Annotated in this window: 16 protein-coding genes, 5 tRNA genes and 1 pseudogene; 9 read left to right on the forward strand and 13 right to left on the reverse strand. The window is 65.7% G+C overall.

Annotated elements, in window-relative coordinates; translation table 11 throughout:
• Positions 1–47: 47 nt before the first annotated feature.
• Together nfo and R2B70_RS09370 are read left to right on the forward strand one after the other, a co-directional pair.
• Positions 48–905, forward strand: coding sequence for a deoxyribonuclease IV (gene nfo, locus R2B70_RS09365; protein WP_318163241.1), 858 nt, complete (start codon positions 48–50; stop codon positions 903–905).
• A 46-nt stretch (positions 906–951) separates the two neighbouring features.
• Positions 952–1,935 (forward strand): Gfo/Idh/MocA family oxidoreductase, encoded by a 984-nt coding sequence (locus R2B70_RS09370; protein WP_318163242.1) that lies wholly within the window; start codon positions 952–954, stop codon positions 1,933–1,935.
• Between the two features lie 73 nt (positions 1,936–2,008).
• On the opposite strand, the gene R2B70_RS09375 is transcribed toward R2B70_RS09370, so the two are convergent.
• The gene (locus tag R2B70_RS09375; RefSeq protein ID WP_318163243.1) at positions 2,009–2,893 is read right to left on the reverse strand and encodes a LysR substrate-binding domain-containing protein; all 885 of its coding nucleotides are present in this window, start codon (positions 2,891–2,893) and stop codon (positions 2,009–2,011) included.
• Between the two features lie 104 nt (positions 2,894–2,997).
• Here R2B70_RS09375 and R2B70_RS09380 point away from each other — a divergent pair, with 104 nt between their 5' ends.
• The 4 genes from R2B70_RS09380 to R2B70_RS09395 all read left to right on the forward strand — a co-directional run bounded on the left by R2B70_RS09380 (position 2,998) and on the right by R2B70_RS09395 (position 7,298).
• A complete protein-coding gene (locus R2B70_RS09380; RefSeq protein WP_042075721.1) occupies positions 2,998–3,978 on the forward strand; it encodes a TDT family transporter in 981 nt (326 codons plus the stop codon).
• Positions 3,979–4,175: 197 nt separating this feature from the next.
• Positions 4,176–5,165, forward strand: coding sequence for a lipid A biosynthesis (KDO)2-(lauroyl)-lipid IVA acyltransferase (locus tag R2B70_RS09385; protein WP_216990195.1), 990 nt, complete (start codon positions 4,176–4,178; stop codon positions 5,163–5,165).
• Between the two features lie 141 nt (positions 5,166–5,306).
• The gene (locus R2B70_RS09390; protein WP_318163337.1) at positions 5,307–6,302 is read left to right on the forward strand and encodes a lauroyl-Kdo(2)-lipid IV(A) myristoyltransferase; all 996 of its coding nucleotides are present in this window, start codon (positions 5,307–5,309) and stop codon (positions 6,300–6,302) included.
• 135 nt (positions 6,303–6,437) lie between these two features.
• Positions 6,438–7,298, forward strand: coding sequence for a PA4780 family RIO1-like protein kinase (locus tag R2B70_RS09395; RefSeq protein ID WP_219144193.1), 861 nt, complete (start codon positions 6,438–6,440; stop codon positions 7,296–7,298).
• Positions 7,299–7,369: 71 nt separating this feature from the next.
• Here R2B70_RS09395 and R2B70_RS09400 read toward each other — a convergent pair whose 3' ends face one another.
• Together R2B70_RS09400 and R2B70_RS09405 are read right to left on the reverse strand one after the other, a co-directional pair.
• Entirely contained in the window at positions 7,370–8,248 is an 879-nt protein-coding gene (locus R2B70_RS09400; protein ID WP_216990197.1) for a pirin family protein, read from the reverse strand.
• 47 nt (positions 8,249–8,295) lie between these two features.
• A complete protein-coding gene (locus R2B70_RS09405; protein WP_318163244.1) occupies positions 8,296–8,949 on the reverse strand; it encodes a hypothetical protein in 654 nt (217 codons plus the stop codon).
• A gap of 132 nt (positions 8,950–9,081) precedes the next feature.
• Here R2B70_RS09405 and R2B70_RS09410 point away from each other — a divergent pair, with 132 nt between their 5' ends.
• Entirely contained in the window at positions 9,082–11,484 is a 2,403-nt protein-coding gene (locus R2B70_RS09410) for a DNA polymerase II (RefSeq protein WP_318163245.1), read from the forward strand.
• A 130-nt stretch (positions 11,485–11,614) separates the two neighbouring features.
• Here R2B70_RS09410 and R2B70_RS09415 read toward each other — a convergent pair.
• The 7 genes from R2B70_RS09415 to R2B70_RS09445 all read right to left on the reverse strand — a co-directional run bounded on the left by R2B70_RS09415 (position 11,615) and on the right by R2B70_RS09445 (position 14,109).
• Positions 11,615–11,691, reverse strand: a tRNA-Val gene (locus R2B70_RS09415).
• Between the two features lie 39 nt (positions 11,692–11,730).
• Positions 11,731–11,807: transfer RNA gene (locus R2B70_RS09420), tRNA-Val, on the reverse strand.
• Between the two features lie 110 nt (positions 11,808–11,917).
• A tRNA-Val gene (locus R2B70_RS09425) sits at positions 11,918–11,994 on the reverse strand.
• 17 nt (positions 11,995–12,011) lie between these two features.
• A tRNA-Val gene (locus R2B70_RS09430) sits at positions 12,012–12,088 on the reverse strand.
• 11 nt (positions 12,089–12,099) lie between these two features.
• Positions 12,100–12,176: transfer RNA gene (locus R2B70_RS09435), tRNA-Val, on the reverse strand.
• Positions 12,177–12,371: 195 nt separating this feature from the next.
• Positions 12,372–13,751: an MATE family efflux transporter gene (locus tag R2B70_RS09440; RefSeq protein ID WP_318163246.1), complete on the reverse strand. Its 1,380-nt coding sequence runs from the start codon at positions 13,749–13,751 to the stop codon at positions 12,372–12,374.
• Positions 13,752–13,902: 151 nt separating this feature from the next.
• Complete coding sequence (locus tag R2B70_RS09445) at positions 13,903–14,109, reverse strand: YaeP family protein (RefSeq protein WP_010674629.1); 207 nt, start codon at positions 14,107–14,109, stop codon at positions 13,903–13,905.
• A gap of 135 nt (positions 14,110–14,244) precedes the next feature.
• Between R2B70_RS09445 and R2B70_RS09450 the strand changes: the two genes are divergently transcribed.
• Both R2B70_RS09450 and R2B70_RS09455 read left to right on the forward strand, forming a co-directional pair.
• Complete coding sequence (locus tag R2B70_RS09450; RefSeq protein ID WP_209792164.1) at positions 14,245–14,862, forward strand: riboflavin synthase subunit alpha; 618 nt, start codon at positions 14,245–14,247, stop codon at positions 14,860–14,862.
• A 176-nt stretch (positions 14,863–15,038) separates the two neighbouring features.
• Positions 15,039–15,371: pseudogene (locus R2B70_RS09455) on the forward strand (YkvA family protein); the annotation flags it as partial.
• A 161-nt stretch (positions 15,372–15,532) separates the two neighbouring features.
• Here R2B70_RS09455 and R2B70_RS09460 read toward each other — a convergent pair.
• The 3 genes from R2B70_RS09460 to purT form a co-directional block, all read right to left on the reverse strand.
• Entirely contained in the window at positions 15,533–15,736 is a 204-nt protein-coding gene (locus R2B70_RS09460) for a CPXCG motif-containing cysteine-rich protein (RefSeq protein ID WP_042075710.1), read from the reverse strand.
• 139 nt (positions 15,737–15,875) lie between these two features.
• Positions 15,876–16,535, reverse strand: coding sequence for a hexitol phosphatase HxpB (gene hxpB / locus R2B70_RS09465; RefSeq protein WP_318163247.1), 660 nt, complete (start codon positions 16,533–16,535; stop codon positions 15,876–15,878).
• A 127-nt stretch (positions 16,536–16,662) separates the two neighbouring features.
• Positions 16,663–17,841 carry a formate-dependent phosphoribosylglycinamide formyltransferase gene (gene purT, locus R2B70_RS09470; RefSeq protein ID WP_318163248.1) on the reverse strand — a complete coding sequence of 393 codons (1,179 nt, stop codon included), beginning with the start codon at positions 17,839–17,841 and terminating at the stop codon, positions 16,663–16,665.
• Positions 17,842–17,844: the final 3 nt, after the last annotated feature.

Genomic DNA, 17,844 nt, shown 5'->3' on the forward strand with positions numbered 1-17,844 from the left:
GCCAGAAGCGCCCGGGGAGGCCCATGGCAACGCGCAGAGGAGATGAGATGAAATTTATCGGAGCCCACGTCAGTGCGGCCGGCGGGGTGGAGAACACCATAGCCCGCGCAGAGGCCATCGGGGCCAACGCCTTCGCCCTGTTCACCAAGAACCAGCGCCAGTGGCAGGCGGCGCCCCTGTCGGATGCCAGCATCCGCGCCTTCAAGGCGGCCTGCGACAAGGCAGGCTTTCTCCCGGAGCAGATCCTGCCCCACGACAGCTACCTCATCAACCTGGGTCACCCGGATCCCGACGGCCTCGCCAAGTCCCGGGATGCCTTCCTGGACGAGATCAAGCGCTGCGAGCAGCTCGGGCTCTGCTACCTCAACTTCCACCCCGGCAGCCATTTGAAGCAGATCCCGGAGGCCGCCAGCCTGAAACTGGTGAGCGAGTCCATCAACTGGGCGCTGGAGCGCAGCCAGGGGGTGACGGCGGTGATCGAGAATACCGCAGGCCAGGGCACCAACCTCGGCTGGTCGTTCGAGCACCTGGCCACCCTGATCGAGGGGGTGGAGGATAAGAGCCGGGTCGGCGTCTGCTTCGATACCTGCCACGCCTTCGCCGCCGGCTACGATCTGCGCACCCCGGAGTCCTGCGCCGCCGTGTTCGCCGAGTTTGAGCGCATCGTGGGCTTTGAGTACCTGAAGGGGATGCATATCAACGGCGCCAAGTGTACCTTCGGTAGTCGGGTCGATCGCCACCACAGCCTGCGGGAGGGGAACCTGGGGGAGGCGGTGTTCCACCACATCATGAATGACGCGCGTTTCGACGGCATCCCGCTGATCCTCGAGACCATAGACGAGTCGATCTGGGGTGAAGAGATCCGCTGGTTGCGCAGCCTGCAGACCAGTCCGGCAGCAGCCTGAGGTTCGGGGCAGGATGCGCGTTGCCACAGGTCAGTGAGGAGACGAGATGCAAGAAGAGGGAAAGGGGCTCCTGCGATGGGGGATTGCCGGGGCGGGCGCCATCGCCCGGCGTTTCTGCCGCGATGTCAACCAGCACGCCAGGGGCGGGCGGGTGGTGGCGATCGCCGCCCGGGATCAGGGGCGGGCCGACGCGTTCGCCCGCGAGCTGGGGCTGCCACTGGCCTATGGCAGCTATCAGGCCCTGGCCGAGAGCCCCGAGGTGGAGGCCGTCTATGTGGCGGTGATCCACCCGGAGCACGCCGCCCTGATCAGGCAGATGCTGCTGGCGGGCAAGCACGTGCTGGTGGAAAAACCGGCGGTGACCCGGGTGGCGGACTGGGACGCCCTGGTGGCGCTCGCCCATGAGCGCGGCCTGCTGCTGCTCGAGGCCATGAAGGTGATGTGCTTCCCCGCCATGCGCGCCCTGCTGCAACGCCTGCCGCTGCTGCCGGCGCCCCGCAGTCTGAGGGCGGCGTTCGGCTCGGCCCAGCCCCCGGTCGGCAAGCTGTTCGATCCCGCCCTGGATGGTGGCGCCGCCTGGGATGTGGGGGTCTATCCGCTCTGGCTCTATGCCGCCCTCTGCGATCGGCTTGGGCTGGCCTGCGGCGTGCCCGAGGTGACCCTGGCGCGGGCCAGCGGGGAGGTGGATCTGGCCGCCAGCTTCACCTTCCACTACCCCTTCTCGGCCGAGCTCGGCGCCTCCATCACCGAGGATCTCGACCGGGATGCCTGGCTGGAGGGGGAGGACTGGTCCCTCGTCATCGAGGGCAAGTGGTGGAACCCCCAGCATATTCGCTGGCAGGGGGGCGGGGCGCCGGTCGCCTGGCCGGCGGACATCTACCTGCCGGTGGAGGGGGGCGGCATGCAGCACGAGGCGGATCACTTCGCCGACTGCCTGCGTCACCGCCTGCTGGACTCCCCCTGGCTGCCCCACGCCCTGACGCGCCGCGTGCTGGGCTGGGTCGAAGGGGGGCTCAAGGGGGCAGGGTGAGGCCGTTAAGCGGCCGTCATCCCAACGAAAGAGAGGGCGCCCAGGCGCCCTCTCTTGCCTTCTCGGCCCGGGCTCAGGGCAGGGTCTGGGCGCGGCAGAAGGTCAGGAAACGGCGCAGGGCCGCGGAGTGGAACTTCTGTTTGTGCCAGGCGAGGGAGAGCCGGCGGGGGAAGCGGCGGCTCGGGGTGAGGGCCACCAGGCGCCCCTGTGCCAGCCGATCGGCGACGGCGAGGCGGGAGATGAAGGAGATGCCGAGCCCCTTCTCCACCGCCAGCATCACCGCCTCCAGGGTGTTGAGCTCGATCCCCGCACGCCAGTGCGGCAGCTGGGGCTGGATCTGCTGCTCGAACTGCTCGCGGCTCCCTGACTGGGGTTCGCGCAGCACCCAGGTCTCGCCGGCGAGCCGGCGAAGGGGCAGCTCCGGCTGGCCCGCCAGGGGATGGTGGGGCGGGGCGATGATCAGCATCTCGTCTTCCAGCCAGGGCTCGCTCACCAGCTCAGGGTGGTGGTTCTCCCCCTCGATGAGGGCCAGATCCAGCTCGAAGTGGGCCAGGGCGTGGCACAGCAGATGGGTGTTGGCGATGGTGACCCTGGGGGCGGCGCCCTGATCCCTGGCTCCTCCCGCCAGCAGATCGGGCAGCAGGTAGTTGCCTATGGTCTGGCTGGCTCCAAGGCGCAGCTGGCCGCTGGGCTCGGCATCCGGGCTGAACAGCTGTTCTATCTCCTGCATCCTGGTCAGCATCTCATCGGCGGCCGGTTGCAGCAGGCGCCCCTCGCTGTTGAGCTGGAGCCTGGGGTGCACCCGGTCGAACAGCGGCGTGCCGAGCTGGCGCTCCAGCTCCTGCAGCGCCTGGGAGACGGCCCCCTTGCTGAGGCAGAGCTCGCCGGCCGCCTGCCCCAGGTTGCCGTGGCGGGCTATGGTGGCGAACACCTTGAGTTGTTGCAGGGTGAGCTTCATGTCGTTTGATTTTCCTAAACGCTTGGTTCAAATCATTTAGATATCGTAAACGATAGCCCCCCTTTATCCTATGCCCATCGTCACCAATCAAGAGGGTATACGCCATGATCGCACGCACCCGCCGTTCCCTGGGCCAGGCCCCGACCCCCATGGCCGGGCTGGCGCTCGGGATCGCCAGCCTCGGCTGGGCCTGGGAAAATGCCGGTCGGTTTGATGGCCGCCTGCAATTGCTGGGGGCCGCCATCGCCGCCGTGCTGCTGCTCGTCCTCACCTTCAAGTTCCTGCTCCACCCGCGCCTGCTGTGGCAGGATCTCGCCCACCCCGTGGTGGGCAGCGTGGTGCCCACCTACGCCATGGGCACCATGGTGGTCTCCAAGGCGGTCGGCCTGCTGGCCCCGACCCTGGGACAGGGACTCTGGCTGTTTGCGGTGGTCATCCACCTGGTGTTTCTCGCCACCTTCGTCTGGCACAGGGCCAGGGAGTTTGAAATCCACCACATGGTGCCGAGCTGGTTCGTGCCGCCGGTGGGGATCATCGTCGCCGACGTCGCCTACCCGGGCGGTCCCTTCGCCACCCTGGCCAACGGCCTGCTCTGGTTCGGCATGGGCTGCTACGCCCTGATGCTGCCGCTGATGATCTATCGTCTCATCTTCAGTCACGAGGTGCCGGACGCCGCCAAGCCGACCATCGCCATCCTGGCGGCTCCCGCCAGCCTGTCGCTGGCCGGTTACCTGACCGTGAGCCCGGATCCGTCGCTGCTGCTGGTGGCCGTGCTGCTTGGGATCGCCGTGCTGATGACAGGCATCATCTACCTGGCCTTCATCAAGCTGCTGCGCCTGCCATTCTCGCCCGGTTATGCCGCCTTCACCTTCCCTCTGGTGATCGGCGCCACCGCCCTGTTCAAGGTGAGTCACCTGCTGTCGCAGTGGCCGCAAGCGGCCCGCTATGCCGAGCAGCTCCATCAGCTGGCCTATCTGGAGCTGGGGGTGGCGACCCTGGTGGTGGGGTACGTGGCGCTGCGCTACCTGATGTACTTCCTGCCCCTGGGCCAGGGCGGCGCGCTGGGTGCCCCCCTGCATCGCTGAGAGGGTGTAGCGAGCAACGGACCCCGCCCTGCGGGGTCCGTTTGCATGGGCGTCGCCAGATGAGGCAAATGATCTCCTTGTCAATCCGTGATCCGGCTTAAATAGTTGCTCATACAGGCGACATTCAGTTGGCGTTAACTGGTAATACCTGTCAGGATGCGTGCCATTATCCCACCGCCACCCTTTGCCCTATTTCCATGTCTTCTCACGACCCCGTTTTTGACGCCAGATTCCAGACCCGCCTGCTCCATCCCCGCTACTGGTTGAGCTGGCTCGCCCTCGGCGCCATCGGCGTGCTCGCCTTCGTGCCGCCGCGCTGGCGGGACCGGCTGGCCGAGGCCCTGGCGCCGTTGGTGCTCAGGATCTCGAAGAAGCAGGTCTACATCGCCCGTACCAACCTCGCCATCTGCTTCAAGGGCAAGAGCGAGGCCGAGCGCGACGCCATTCTGATGACTTCCATCCGGGTGGGCCTCAAGAGCCTGCTGGGGTTTGGCGAGTTCACCTGGCGCAGCCCTGCCCACGTGATGGGGCGGATCCGGGTCAGCGGCTGGGAACATATCGAGGCCGAGCAGGCCGCCGGCCGGCCGGTGATCCTGGTGGTGCCCCACAGCTGGCCCATCGACGCGGCGGGCTACTACTTCGCCCAGCGGGGCCTGCCTATGTGCACCATGATGAAGAGCGCCCGCAACCCCGTGTTCGACTGGCACATCAACCGGGCGCGGACCCGGCACGGCTGCCGCGTCTATGAGCGCAGCGCCGGCATCAAGCCGGTGATCAAGGCGGTGAAATCCGGCCTGAGCTTCTTCTACCTGCCGGATCAGGATCACGGCCGCGAGGCGAGCCTGTTTGCCCCCTTCTTCAGCCACCCCAAGGCGACCCTGCCGGCCCTGCCGCGGCTGGTGAAGCTGACCGGTGCCAGGGCGCTGCCGGTGCTGGCCTGCTATGACGAGCAGGCGCACGGCTACCGGCTGGAGATCGAGGCCCCCTACGCCGACTATCCCGGGGAGGATCTGCTGGCGGACACCTGCCGTATGAACGACAGCGTGGAACGCCAGCTTCGCCGCCACCCGGGCCAGTACATGTGGTTCCTCAAGATCTTCGACACCCGTGAGGATCAGGTGGGTCCTGATGGCCTCTACGAGGAGGGGATCCGGCGCATTCGCCGGGGGTTGTCGCCCCATCCCTGAGTGCAGGTCAAAGGTGGTCCCAAGCGGACCACTTTTAGTTTCTAACTAGTCTGATCAGTGACTTGGCGTCAGACCCCGGCGCAGGGCAGGGTAGAAAAAACTGTCAGGATCACTAAAATGACGGTCTGTTTTGATGATTCGATGGCGACCATGTCCGCACAAGATCCGGTGTTTGACACCTCCTTTCATCTTCGCCTGCTGCACCCCCGCCTGTGGGGCAGCTGGCTGGGGATTGCCCTGCTCTCCCTGCTGGCCTGGATCCCGGCCAGAGCCCGGGACAAACTGGCCGACGTCCTGGCGCCCACGCTGCTGCGGCTCTCCAGGAAGCAGGCCTACATCGCCGATACCAACCTCAGGATCTGCTTCCCTGCGCTCGATGAGGCGGGCCGTGAGGCCCTGCTGCTGAAATCCATCCGGGTCGGTCTCAAGACCTTCATGGGCTTTGGGGAGCTGACCTGGCGAAGCCAGGCCTTCCTCAAGGGGCGCATCAAGGTGCGGGGCTGGGAGCACGTGGCCGCGGAGCGGGCCGCCGGTCGCCCCATGATCTTCGTGGTGCCCCACACCTGGGCGGTGGACACCATAGGCCGCTTCATCACCAACGAGGGGGTGCCCCTGTGCACCATGATGAAGAGCCCCAAGGATCTGGTGTTCGACTGGTACATCAACCGTGAGCGCAGCAAGGGAGGCCGGGTCTATGAGCGCAGCGTCGGCATCAAGCCCGCCATCAAGGCCCTGCGCGCTGGCGACAGCTTCTTCTACCTGCCGGATCAGGATCATGGCCGCGAGGCGAGCGTGTTCGTGCCCTTCTTCGGGCATCCCAAGGCGACCCTGCCGGCCCTGCCCAAGCTGGTGAAACTCACCGGCGCCAGGGCGGTGCCCATCCTGGCCTGTTATGACGAGGACGAGGGCTGCTACCGGCTGGAGATAGAGCCGCCGTTCGACCCTTATCCCACCGCGGATCTGCTGGCGGATGTCAACGCCATGAACCGCACCGTGGAGCAGCAGCTCGCCCGCTTCCCCGAGCAGTACATGTGGTTTCTCAAGATCTTCGAGACCCAGGAAGAGAACCAGGGAGAGGAGGGCCTCTACGAGGAGGGGATCCGGCGCATCCGCCAGGGTCTGCCCCCGGAACCTTGAGCGACACGGCCCGCCTGAGGGCCGTTTTTATTGACCTGATGACGCAGGCACCGCATGCTCCGGTTTCGGTGATGACCATGGCGGTCAGGGGACACACAGAGGCAACTAAGGCATGAATAGGGTGAAAGGGCGGTCATGAAAATTCCAAATCGAATCCAGCCCCTGGTTGATGACGGCCTGGTGGACGAGGTCATCAGCCGGCTGATGAGCGGCAAAGAGGCCGACGTCTACGTGGTGCGCTGCGGCGACGAGGTGCGCTGCGCCAAAGTCTACAAGGAGGCCTCCAAGCGCAGCTTCAAGCAGGCGGTGGTCTACCAGGAGGGGCGCCGGGTACGCAACAGCCGCAACGCCCGCGCCATGGAGAAGGGCTCCAAGTACGGCCGCCAGCAGCACGAGGAGGTGTGGCAGAACACCGAGGTGGACGCCCTGTTCAAGCTGGCTGCCGCCGGCGTGCGGGTGCCCAGACCCTATGTCTGCCTGGACGGTGTGCTCCTGATGGAGCTGGTCACCGATGCCGACGGCAACGTGGCCCCCCGCCTCAACGACGTGGCGCTCTCCCGGGAGCAGGCGCTCATCGACCATGGCAAGGTGATCCGCTACGTGGTGCGCATGCTCTGCGCCGGCCTCATCCACGGGGATCTCTCGGAGTTCAACGTGCTGGTGGACGAGCAGGGCCCCGTCATCATCGATCTGCCCCAGGTGGTGGACGCCGCCGCCAACAACCAGGCGAAGGCCATGCTGGAGCGGGACGTCAACAACATGCGCAACTACTACGGCATGTATGCCCCCGAGCTGCTGAAGACCCGCTACGCCAGAGAGATGTGGGCCCTGTTCGAAGATGGCAAGCTGGGCCCCGAGACCGAGCTCACCGGCCTGTTCGAGGAGAGCCGGGAGGCCATCGATCTGGACGGGGTGCTGCACGAGATCGAGAGCGCCCAGGCGGAGGCCATGGCCCGCCGCGCCAGACAGCAGGCGGAGCAGGAGGAGGGGTTCTGAGCCCCTGTCGTCACGTCGTCAAAAAGAGCGCCATCAGGCGCTCTTTTTGTCTGTGTCGTTCGTGCGGCCTGTCAGAGCCCGGCCAGGGGCGGCGCCTTGAGGCGGGGGCCGGCATAGCCCCGCACCTCGCCAAAGCGGGGATCGCCCCGCTCCCAGTCGGCGGCGGCGGTGCGAATGGCCTGCCTGTCGAAGCTCACGAAGTTCCACCAGATCTGCAGCGGCTGGGCCAGGGGCTCGCCACCGATGAGCAGCAGACGGGCGCCGGGCCTCAGGGTCAGCTCCAGGGTGCGGTTTCCCGGCGGCAGATAGAGCAGCTGCTCGGGGGCGAGGGGATCGTTGGCGACGACTGTCTCCCCCTGCAGGGGGAAGAGGCCGTGCTCGAAGGCAGGATCCAGGGAGAGGGTGATCTGCCCCCCTGCGGGGGCGTGCAGATCCAGCCCCAGGATGGGGGAGAAGTGCAGGGTGGGGGCGCGCTGCCCGTCGTGCTCGCCGATGAGCAGGGTGAGTGTGATCTCCCCCTGTTGCCAGCGGGGGAGCCTGGGGTAGTGATCGAAGCGGGGCGGGGTGTGCTGATCCACCTCGGGCAGGGCTATCCAGAGCTGGGCCGCGTGCAGATCGGGCTGGTTCGGGAGGGACTCCTCGGTGTGGGCGATGCCGTGCCCGGCGGTCATCAGATTGACCTGGCCCGGGCGGATCACCTGCTCGCTGCCCAGGCTGTCCCGGTGCAGTATCTCCCCCTCCAGCATCCAGGTGAAGGTCTGCAGGGCGATGTGGGGGTGGGGCCCCACGTCCAGCCCGGGAGCGCCGGGGGCGAAGCGGGTCGGCCCTATGTGATCGAGGAAGCACCAGGGTCCTATGGTGCGCCGCTCCTTGACCGGGAGGGCCCGGGCCACGGGGATGCCGCCTACGTCGGTGAGGCGGGAGGCGATGCGTTGCCACTCATGTGTCATGTCGTGCTCCTTGTGCGGGAAGAGGGAATGGGGCGAGGCCAGCGGCCCTAGCGGCGGCGACCTCCCCCGACGCTGCGCATGGGGGTGAAGCCGGGTCTTATCGCCGGTCTGACGGTGGGGCGTACCGGCGTGGCCAGGGTGCGGGGGAGGTGCGGTCTGGCATCCCCCCTGGGCTGAGCGGAAGGCGTCAGCAAGCCGTTGTCGGCCTTGGGCAGAGTCGAGGGGGCTAGCAGGCCATTCTCGGCCCTGGGAAGAGTGCCGCCTCTGTCGTCCAGCGGCGAGCGCGGGGACTTGTCCGGGTTGCTGATGCTGGGTCTGTTCTGCCGGTTGTCGCGCAGCGCCTGTCGTTGTTCCGGCGTCATGGCATGCCAGCGGGTCGCCAGATCCCCCCGCAGGGTGACCAGGTCTGGCTGGCCATGGTCCTCCTGCCAATCCTGATACTTCTCCTTGATCTCCTGCTGGCGCGCCGGATCGAGCCCATTCCACCACTTCTTGATCAGCTCGTCGAACTCCCCCTGGTTGTCACAGCACCAGGGATAATAGTCGTTCCAATAGCCGTAATAGTCGTCATACCACCAGTAAGAGGCGCCATAGACACCGCCGTAAGGGCCACCAGGGCCGGCCCCTGCTCCACCGCCCGACGAGGAGCTGCAGCCGGCGAGGCTCAGGGCAAACAGGGGGGCAAGCAGAATGACGCGCATGGAGACTCCTGGGAGAGAGGCTGATCTTGAGCGGATTATACGGCATATCATTGGCCCGGGCAGTCAGGATTGCGGGTCGCTACTGTATGAACGTACAATAGTCTCATCCCAGCCTTGAACCCCATAGCCTGCATGACCGAGATCCAGCCCGCTCCGCCCGCCACCCCGCCGCTCGACGGTTTCATCCTGACCCGTCACGGCCGGGATGTGCAGGGGCGTACCGAGATAGTGATGTGGCTCTGGAGCGCCCAGGGGCCGGTGCGGCTGGTGGTGCCGGGACAGGAGCCAGTCTTCTTCCTGCCGGAGCGCCACCTGGAGGAGGCGGCCGAGCTCTTCAAGGGCGCCGGGGTGCGGGGGCGGTTTCGCCGCCTGCCCATGCACACCTTCGAGGGCAGTCGGGTGGTGGGCTGCTACTTCGCAACCCTGAGCGCCTTCCACCGCGCCATCGAGCTGCTGCTCATCCGCGGCCTGGAGCACTTCGAGGCGGATATCCGGCTGCCGGAGCGCTTTTTGATGGAGCGCTTCATCACCGCCGGGGTGCGCTTCGATGGCAAGGCGAGGCGCAGGGGGGGCAGTCAGGGCTACTGGGAGGTGAACGAGGCGCGCTGCGCGCCCCAGGCCGTGACGCCGACCCTCTCCTGGGTGTCCCTCGACGTGGAGTGCGCCATGGACGGGGCCCTCTTCTCGGTGGGGCTCTATAGCCGTGAGGATGCGCGGGTCATCATGATTGGCACCCCGGAGGCGGATGCCGATAGCTGGGGCACCCGGGTCGAGTGGGTGGCGGACGAGAGCGCCCTGTTCGGCGCCCTGGAGCGCTGGTTCCAGCTGCACGATCCCGATCTCGTCATCGGCTGGAACGTGGTCAACTTCGACTTTCGCCTGCTGCTGCGCCGCGCCGAGCTCGGCAAGCGGCGGCTGCGGCTCGGGCGCGGGAGGGAGCTCTGCTTCTGGCGCTCGTCCCGAAACGACCCCCAGAGCGGCAGCGTCATCATCCCCGGGCGCATGGTGCTGGACGGCATCGATACCCTCAAAAGCGCCACCTGGCAGTTCCCGAGCTACAGCCTGGATGCGGTGGCAAGCGAGCTGCTCGGTCGGGGCAAGGATATCGAGGACGTGGCGAACCGGGGGGAGAAGATCACCGAGCTGTTTCACTCCGACAAGGAGGCGCTGGCCCGCTACAACCTGGAAGACTGTAAGCTGGTGTGGGAGATCTTCGATTTCTGCCACCTCATCCCCTTCGCCATCGAGCGGGCCTCCCTCACCGGGTTGGAGCTCGACAGGGTGGGGGGCTCGGTGGCGGCCTTTACCAACCTCTATCTGCCACGGCTTCACCGCGGCGGCTACGTGGCCCCGAACCTGCCCGCCGACGGCGGGCTGGCGAGCCCGGGCGGCTACGTGATGGACTCCAGGCCCGGGCTCTATCGCCACGTGCTGGTGCTCGACTTCAAGAGCCTCTATCCCAGCATCATCCGCACCTTCTGCATCGATCCCATGGGGCTGGTGGAGGGGTTGCAACACCCCGCGCACGCCATTCCTGGCTTTCGCGGCGCCCTGTTCTCCCGCGAGCGGCACTTCCTGCCGGATCTCATCGCCACCCTGTGGGCGGCGCGGGATCGGGCCAAGGCGGCCGGCAACAAGGCGCTCTCCCAGGCCATCAAGATCATCATGAACTCCTTCTACGGGGTGCTGGGCTCGGGGGGCTGCCGCTTCTACGACCCGAGGCTTGCCTCCTCCATCACCCTGCGGGGTCACGGCATCATGCAGCAGACCCGGGAGTGGATAGAGGGGGAGGGGTTCGAGGTGATCTATGGCGACACCGACTCCACCTTCGTGCACCTGGGGCGGGATGCCAGCCCCGAGCAGGCGGACGAGATCGGCCAGCGGCTGGCGAAGCTGATCAACGACAACTGGGCGGCGCGGATCAGGGGGGAGTTCGACTTGCCGAGCCATCTGGAGATCCAGTACGAGACCCACTACCGCCGCTTCCTGATGCCCACCATCCGCGGGCTGGAGAAGGGGAGCAAGAAGCGCTATGCGGGGCTGGTGGGTGAAGGGGAAGCTGAGCACCTGGTGTTCAAGGGGCTGGAGACGGTGCGCACCGACTGGACGCCCCTTGCCAAGGCCTTCCAGACCCGGCTCTATGAGCTGGTCTTCCACGACCAGGATCCCAGCGGCTATGTGCGCACCATGGTGGACGAGACCCGGGCCGGCTTGCACGACGATCTGCTGGTCTATCGCAAGCGGCTGCGCCAGAAGCTCGAGGAGTACCAGAAGAACGTGCCGCCCCATGTGCGGGCGGCGCGTCTGGCCGACGAGGAGAACCTGCGCCGCGGCCAGCCCCAGCGCTACCAGCACAGGGGCTCCATCGCCTACCTGGTGACCCTGAACGGGCCAGAGCCGCTGGAATACAGGCGCAGCGCCATCGACTACGAGCACTATATCGACAAGCAGCTGAGGCCCATCGCCGACGCCATCCTGCCCTTTATCGGCGAATCGTTCGAGCGGATCTGCGGCCAGCAGCTGGATCTCTTCTGACGAGATCGCCTTCGGACGGGGGGCCTGCCTGCCGGGCATGGTTGAACGCACGGCGGATTCAGTCGTTCAGATACGGGCAGGAAAGGGGAGAAATGCAAAAAGCCCGCTCTAGGAGCGGGCTTTTTCAATCTGGTGCGTCCTAGTGGATTCGAACCACCGACCCCCACCATGTCAAGGTGATGCTCTAACCAGCTGAGCTAAGGACGCAGGGTGCGCAAGGCGACTTTGTGTGTCATTGCAGGGGAGTGGTGGGTTTAATTGGATTCGAACCAACGACCCCTACCATGTCAAGGTAGTGCTCTAACCAACTGAGCTATAAACCCACATCTGCGTTCAACCGGTTTCGAACCAACGACATCGCCTACGCCATGTCAAAGTACTGTTCTAACCAACTGATCTATAAATCCACATCTGCAATCAATTCAAACTGTTATGGTGCGTCCTAGTGGATTCGAACCACCGACCCCCACCATGTCAAGGTGATGCTCTAACCAGCTGAGCTAAGGACGCATAACAGGGTTTCGTGATGGTGCGTCCTAGTGGATTCGAACCACCGACCCCCACCATGTCAAGGTGGTGCTCTAACCAGCTGAGCTAAGGACGCATCACGAAAAGTGGTGGGTTTAATTGGATTCGAACCAACGACCCCTACCATGTCAAGGTAGTGCTCTAACCAACTGAGCTATAAACCCACTTCATAAACCGGACCGAAAGCCCGTTTTATTCCGCCAGCACTGCTGGCGTGGTCGGCATACTACCCATGGCCCCCAAGGCTGTCAACAAGGGACATGCACAAAGGAGACTGTTTGCCCAGTTCTTGCGCAGCCTGTTGATTTTACAGGCGAGCCGCCAAAAAACGCGCGGCTCCCTGTGCTCCTGGCAGCGCCCTACTGCGCCCGGGAGAGGGCGGTGCAGGCCGCGGGGCTGGCGAAGCGGCCATAGATGACGCGCAGCCGCGCCCCCAGCATCAGGGCGGCAGAGGTGAGGCCGACGATGAAGCCGACCCAGAAGCCCTGGGGCCCCATGCGCGGCACCACCCAGTCGGTCAGTCCCAGGATCATGCCGGTGGGGAGCCCCATGCCCCAGTAGGCGACGATGGTGACGTAGAAGATGGCCTGGGTGTCCTTGTAGCCGCGAAGGGCCGCCGCCGCTACCACCTGCACCGAGTCGGAGATCTGGTAGATGGCGGCAAAGAAGAGCAGGGTGGCCGCGAGGGTGATCACCTGCAGGTCCTCGGTGTAGATGGTGGCGATCTGCTCGCGCAGCAGCACGGTGAGGGCGGCGGTGGCGGCGGCCACCGTCATGCCCAGCATCAGGCCGGTGCGGGCGGCGACCCTGGCCTGATCCGGTTGCCCTTCCCCTATGTTGTGACCGACCCGGATGGTCACGCCGACACCGATGGACAGCGGCAGCATAAACACCAGGCTGGAAAAGTTCAGCGCTATCTGGTGGCTCGCCACCGTTTCGGCACCGAACGGGGCCAGCATCAGGGCCACCACGGTAAACAGGGTCACCTCGCAGAAGATAGCCATGGCGATGGGAAACCCCAGGCGGAACAGGCGCCAGATCCGGCTGCCGTTGGGGCGTGCCAGCTGGGCGAAGAGGTTGATCTTCTGGAAGTGGGAGGAGAACTTCACATAGAGGATCATCGCCAGCAGCATGGCCCAGAGCACGATGGCGGTGGCCACGCCGCAGCCGACCCCGCCGAGCTTGGGCATGCCGAAGTGGCCGTGGATGAAGATGTAGTTCGCCGGGATATTGACCGCGAGCCCCACGAAGCCGATCACCATGGTCGGCATGGTGTGGGAGAGCCCCTCGCTGAAGTTGCGCAGCACCTGGAACAGCACGAAGGCGGGTAGCCCCCACAGGATGGCGTGCAGGTAGCCGGCGGTCTTCTCCGCCATGACGGGATCCACGTCCATGAACTGCAGCGCCAGGGGGCTGAAGTAGAGCGCCACCATGGCGATAGGGGTCACCATCAGCGCCAGCCAGAAGCCCTGGTGCACGGCGGGGCGCACCTCGTCTTGTTTGCGGGCGCCGTTGAGCTGGGAGACGATGGGGGTGAGCGCCATGATGATGCCCTGCACCAGCAGGATGACCGGCAGCCAGAAGCTGGAGGCCACCGACACGGCGGCGAGATCCACGGCGCTCACCTGTCCCGCCATCACGGTATCGACGAAGTTCATGGCGATCTGGGCCACCTGGGCCACCAGTATGGGGCTGGCTAGACGAAGGAGCTGCTTCGCCTCGGACCAATAACGTTGCACTGACACCTCCGAGTGGATCAGATAATAGAGAAAGAGCGGGTAAGAGAGATGGGCTTTTGCCTCCTCGTCCTGAGGAGACAAAATGCGGGGGTGTCATTCTAGCCTGAAAATCCGCCAACGGGGAAGGTCGGCGGTCGATTTGTGCCCGGGATCAGGCGTCCTCGTGATCGCTGATCAGCAGGTTGGCCGCGGCATAGGCCGCCTGCTCGCGCAGATCCGCCGGCACCCGCTCGTCGGACGCGACGGCGTTGAGCGCCCGTATGCTGGCGGCGATGGCCTGGGGCACATAGCCCTGCTCGCCGGAGCCAATCTGGTTGTAGGCGATTCGAATGGCTTCACAGCACTGATATACCTGCATTTTTGTTTCCTCGTTAAGCCTGGATTGAATGGGGTCACTATAGCGATCGCGCTTCCCCTTGTCAGCCGGCATGCTTGTCTTGCAGGGGGGGCGGGGGTAACCTGCCGACAATTTTGTCACAGCGTGGAGAGACACATGTTTACCGGCATAGTACAGGGGACCGCCGAACTGGTGGCCATCGAGGCGCTGCCCAACTTTCGCACCCACGTGATCCGCATGCCGAGCCCGGCCTGGGGGGAGGGGCTGGCGCTCGGCGCCTCCGTGGCCCACAACGGCTGCTGCCTGACGGTCACCCGGGTGGAGGGGGATCTGGTCAGCTTCGATCTGATGCAGGAGACCCTGCGCCTCACCAACCTCGGGCAACTGGCGGTGGGGGACAAGGTCAACGTGGAGCGGGCCGCCCGCTTTGGGGACGAGATCGGCGGTCATGCCATGTCCGGCCACATCATGGGCACGGCCGAGGTGACCTCGGTCATCGACACCCCGAACAACCGCCAGGTGTGGTATCGCCTCGCCCCCGAACTGATGAAATACGTGCTGACCAAGGGCTACATCGGCATCGACGGCATCAGCCTCACCGTGGGGGAGGTGCGAGGCAGCGAGTTCTGCGTCAACCTCATCCCCGAGACCCTGGCCCGCACCAACCTCGGCTGGGTCAAGGCAGGCTGGCAGACCAATATCGAGATCGATCCCCAGACCCAGGCCATCGTCGACACGGTGGAGCGGGTGCTGGCGGCGCGCCGCCCGGACTGATGCCCCCATGCGGACGCCGCGGCCAGAGGGGCCTGCGACAGGCAGGCCCTTGTCGTCTCTCGGGGCGATGGGCCAAAGGCGGTACCGGGTATCGCGTGACATGGGACTGGGGAGGCGCCCTGTCTCGAAGGGGAGATCCCGTTACACGGGGGGGAAGAGGGACGGAGATCATGACGACAAGGCTCATCTCGAAAGCCAGGCAGTGGGCGAAAGCCATCGAGTGCGATGTTCATGCGGTGTGGCTCGCGGCCCGGGATCCCAGGACCCCCTGGTATGCGAAGGCGCTTGCGTTGCTTGTCGCCGCCTATGCCCTCTCGCCCATCGACCTCATCCCCGACTTCATCCCCGTGCTCGGCTACCTGGATGACCTCGTCCTGGTGCCGCTCGGGATCTTGCTGGCCGTGCGGCTGATCCCGCCAAAGGTGATGAAGGAGCACAGGGCCACCGCCGCCAGGGCCGCCCAGCGGCCCGTGAGCCGGGTGGCCGCGGCGGTGTTTGTCACGCTCTGGATAGGGGGTGGCGTGCTGCTGTATTGCTGGCTGGTGTAGCACTGAAAGGCGACCCGTCGACAGCGCCGCTCAGCGCGGCGCCTTGACGTTCGCATGGGGGGAGCCGTCACGGCCCAGATGCCACCGCTCTGTCGGCCATCCCGGGCCAAGCCCTCGAAAGCCTAGAAGACCTGCTCGTCGTCCGCATCCACGAACAGTTGCAGGCAGTCGCGGGCCTCGTCCCGGTGCAGCCGCAGGTGGATTGGATTGCAGCAGGCCATGCAATCCTCGTAGAACTCCTGATCCCCCTGGCTGGCATCCAGCTCGACTCGGGTGTGATGACCACAGTGGGGGCAGACGATGCGCTTGCTGGTGTACTCGATCATGATGACCTCCCGGGGCCAACTGGCCGCCTCTGTTACCCTGATTCTAGTCGCCAAGAGGCGGCGCAACCGCGAGCAAGCGCACGTTTATGACCGGGATCAAGGGGCGCCGGTGGAGGGCACTGCGAACGCCCCTGCAGGATTACTTGACCCAGCGAGCCAGCATCTCGGCATCCAGCTCGCTCAGGCAGGCGAGCTGATGGTTGGCGATGGCCAGACGCGGGTCGCCGACCAGGGCAGGGTCCGGCACGATCAGCGCCGTCATGGAGGCGGCCTTGGCGGCGAGCAGGCCGGTGAAGCTGTCCTCGATGGCGAGACAGTGCACGGGCTCCACCCCCAGCTTCTCGGCGGCGTGGATGTAGACATCCGGGTGAGGCTTGCCAAAGCGCTCCACCTCGGCGGAGTGCACAGCCAGGAAGCGATCCCGGATACCGAGCTTGCCGAGCACCGCCTCCACCATGACGAAGGGGGAGGAGGTAGCCAGACCCACTTTCAGCCCTTGCGCCTCGATGAGGTCGAGGGCTTCCTGCACACCAGCCTTGGCCTGGCCCTCCTGCAGGATGAGGGAGATCACCTGATCGAGGATGCGTTGCACGACTTCTTCCTGGCTCGGCCCGCTCCAGGGGCGCAGACGATACCAGTGGGCCACCAGCTGATCGATGCGCACCCCTATGGTGGAGTTGCAGTCCTCTTCCGTGTGGGGATGGCCCAGCTCGGAGAACACGGCCATCTGGGCTCGTTGCCAAAAGGGTTCCGAGTCGATCAGAACACCGTCCATATCGAAGATCACGGCAGCTAACATCTTGTACTCCTGACATAGGTGAAGGGGGGATTATAAGCGAGATGCCCCGATGGAAAAGGGGCAGTCGCCTGCCCCTTGCGCCGGATCATGCCGGCAAACGTTTGTTTTTGCGTGGTAAAAAATGAGGTCAGAAGAGCACCTCGACCCGGGCGGCGACCGTCTTGGCCTGTTCGACCGCCTCAGTGCAATCCTGGCCACGGGCCAGCGCCACCCCGAGTCGGCGACGACCGGCGATCTCGGGCTTGCCGAAGAGGCGCAACTGGGCACCCGGCACCAGGGCCAACGCCTCGCCAATCCCCTGATAGCGGATGTCCTGGCTGTGGCCCTCCCGCAGCACCACGGCGGAGGCGCTTGGCCCGAACGTGGTGATGGTGCCGATGGGCAGCCCCAGGATAGCGCGCACGTGCAGGGCGAACTCGGAGAGATCCTGGGAGATCAGGGTCACCATGCCGGTGTCGTGGGGGCGGGGGGAAACCTCGCTGAACCACACCTCGTCTCCCTTGACGAACAACTCCACTCCGAACAGACCGTAGCCGCCGAGGGCCTCGACCACCTTGGCCGCCACCTCCTTGGCGCGAGCCAGCGCCAGCTCGCTCATCGCCTGGGGTTGCCAGGATTCGCGGTAGTCCCCGTCTTCCTGACGGTGGCCTATGGGGTCGCAGAAGTGGATGCCGTCCACGGCGCGCACCGTGAGCAGGGTGATCTCGTACTCGAAGGGGACGAAGCCTTCGACGATCACCTTGCCGCGACCGGCGCGGCCCCCCTCCTGGGCATAGGTCCAGGCCGCCTCCAGTTTGGCGAGATCGCGCAGCAGGCTCTGGCCCTTGCCGGAGGAGCTCATCACCGGCTTCACCACGCAGGGCAGGCCGATCGCCTCGACGGCTGCGACGAACTCCTCCTTGCTCTGGGCGAAGCGGTAGCTGGAGGTGGGCAGCCCCAGGGTCTCGGCGGCGAGGCGGCGGATCCCCTCCCGGTTCATGGTGAGTTGGGTGGCGTGGGCATTGGGCACTACCCTGACCCCTTCCTGCTCCAGGGCGGCCAGGGTATCGGTGGCGATGGCTTCAATTTCGGGGATGATGAGGTCTGGCTTGACCTCGGTCACCAGGGCGCGCAGGGCCGCGCCATCGAGCATATCCAGCACGTGGGCTTGGTGCGCCACCTGCATGGCGGGGGCGTTGGGATAGCGGTCGGAGGCGATCACCTCGATGCCGAGGCGCTGCAGCTCGATGGCGACTTCCTTGCCGAGTTCGCCTGAGCCGAGCAGCAGGGCACGGGTGGCGCCGGGGCGGGTGGCGGTTCCAAACATGTG

This window comes from Aeromonas sp. XH (assembly GCF_033348475.1).
Classification (GTDB): Bacteria; Pseudomonadota; Gammaproteobacteria; order Enterobacterales; family Aeromonadaceae; genus Aeromonas; species Aeromonas sanarellii.

What these genes read in the sequence shown, in the direction of transcription:
- nfo (WP_318163241.1), top strand. Translation starts at nt 48, where the DNA reads ATGAAATTTATCGGAGCCCACGTCAGTGCGGCCGGCGGGGTGGAGAAC.
- R2B70_RS09370 (WP_318163242.1), top strand. Translation starts at nt 952, where the DNA reads ATGCAAGAAGAGGGAAAGGGGCTCCTGCGATGGGGGATTGCCGGGGCG.
- R2B70_RS09375 (WP_318163243.1), bottom strand. Translation starts at nt 2,893, where the DNA reads ATGAAGCTCACCCTGCAACAACTCAAGGTGTTCGCCACCATAGCCCGC.
- R2B70_RS09380 (WP_042075721.1), top strand. Translation starts at nt 2,998, where the DNA reads ATGATCGCACGCACCCGCCGTTCCCTGGGCCAGGCCCCGACCCCCATG.
- R2B70_RS09385 (WP_216990195.1), top strand. Translation starts at nt 4,176, where the DNA reads ATGTCTTCTCACGACCCCGTTTTTGACGCCAGATTCCAGACCCGCCTG.
- R2B70_RS09390 (WP_318163337.1), top strand. Translation starts at nt 5,307, where the DNA reads ATGGCGACCATGTCCGCACAAGATCCGGTGTTTGACACCTCCTTTCAT.
- R2B70_RS09395 (WP_219144193.1), top strand. Translation starts at nt 6,438, where the DNA reads ATGAAAATTCCAAATCGAATCCAGCCCCTGGTTGATGACGGCCTGGTG.
- R2B70_RS09400 (WP_216990197.1), bottom strand. Translation starts at nt 8,248, where the DNA reads ATGACACATGAGTGGCAACGCATCGCCTCCCGCCTCACCGACGTAGGC.
- R2B70_RS09405 (WP_318163244.1), bottom strand. Translation starts at nt 8,949, where the DNA reads ATGCGCGTCATTCTGCTTGCCCCCCTGTTTGCCCTGAGCCTCGCCGGC.
- R2B70_RS09410 (WP_318163245.1), top strand. Translation starts at nt 9,082, where the DNA reads ATGACCGAGATCCAGCCCGCTCCGCCCGCCACCCCGCCGCTCGACGGT.
- R2B70_RS09445 (WP_010674629.1), bottom strand. Translation starts at nt 14,109, where the DNA reads ATGCAGGTATATCAGTGCTGTGAAGCCATTCGAATCGCCTACAACCAG.
- R2B70_RS09450 (WP_209792164.1), top strand. Translation starts at nt 14,245, where the DNA reads ATGTTTACCGGCATAGTACAGGGGACCGCCGAACTGGTGGCCATCGAG.
- R2B70_RS09460 (WP_042075710.1), bottom strand. Translation starts at nt 15,736, where the DNA reads ATGATCGAGTACACCAGCAAGCGCATCGTCTGCCCCCACTGTGGTCAT.
- hxpB (WP_318163247.1), bottom strand. Translation starts at nt 16,535, where the DNA reads ATGTTAGCTGCCGTGATCTTCGATATGGACGGTGTTCTGATCGACTCG.
- purT (WP_318163248.1), bottom strand. Translation starts at nt 17,841, where the DNA reads ATGTTTGGAACCGCCACCCGCCCCGGCGCCACCCGTGCCCTGCTGCTC.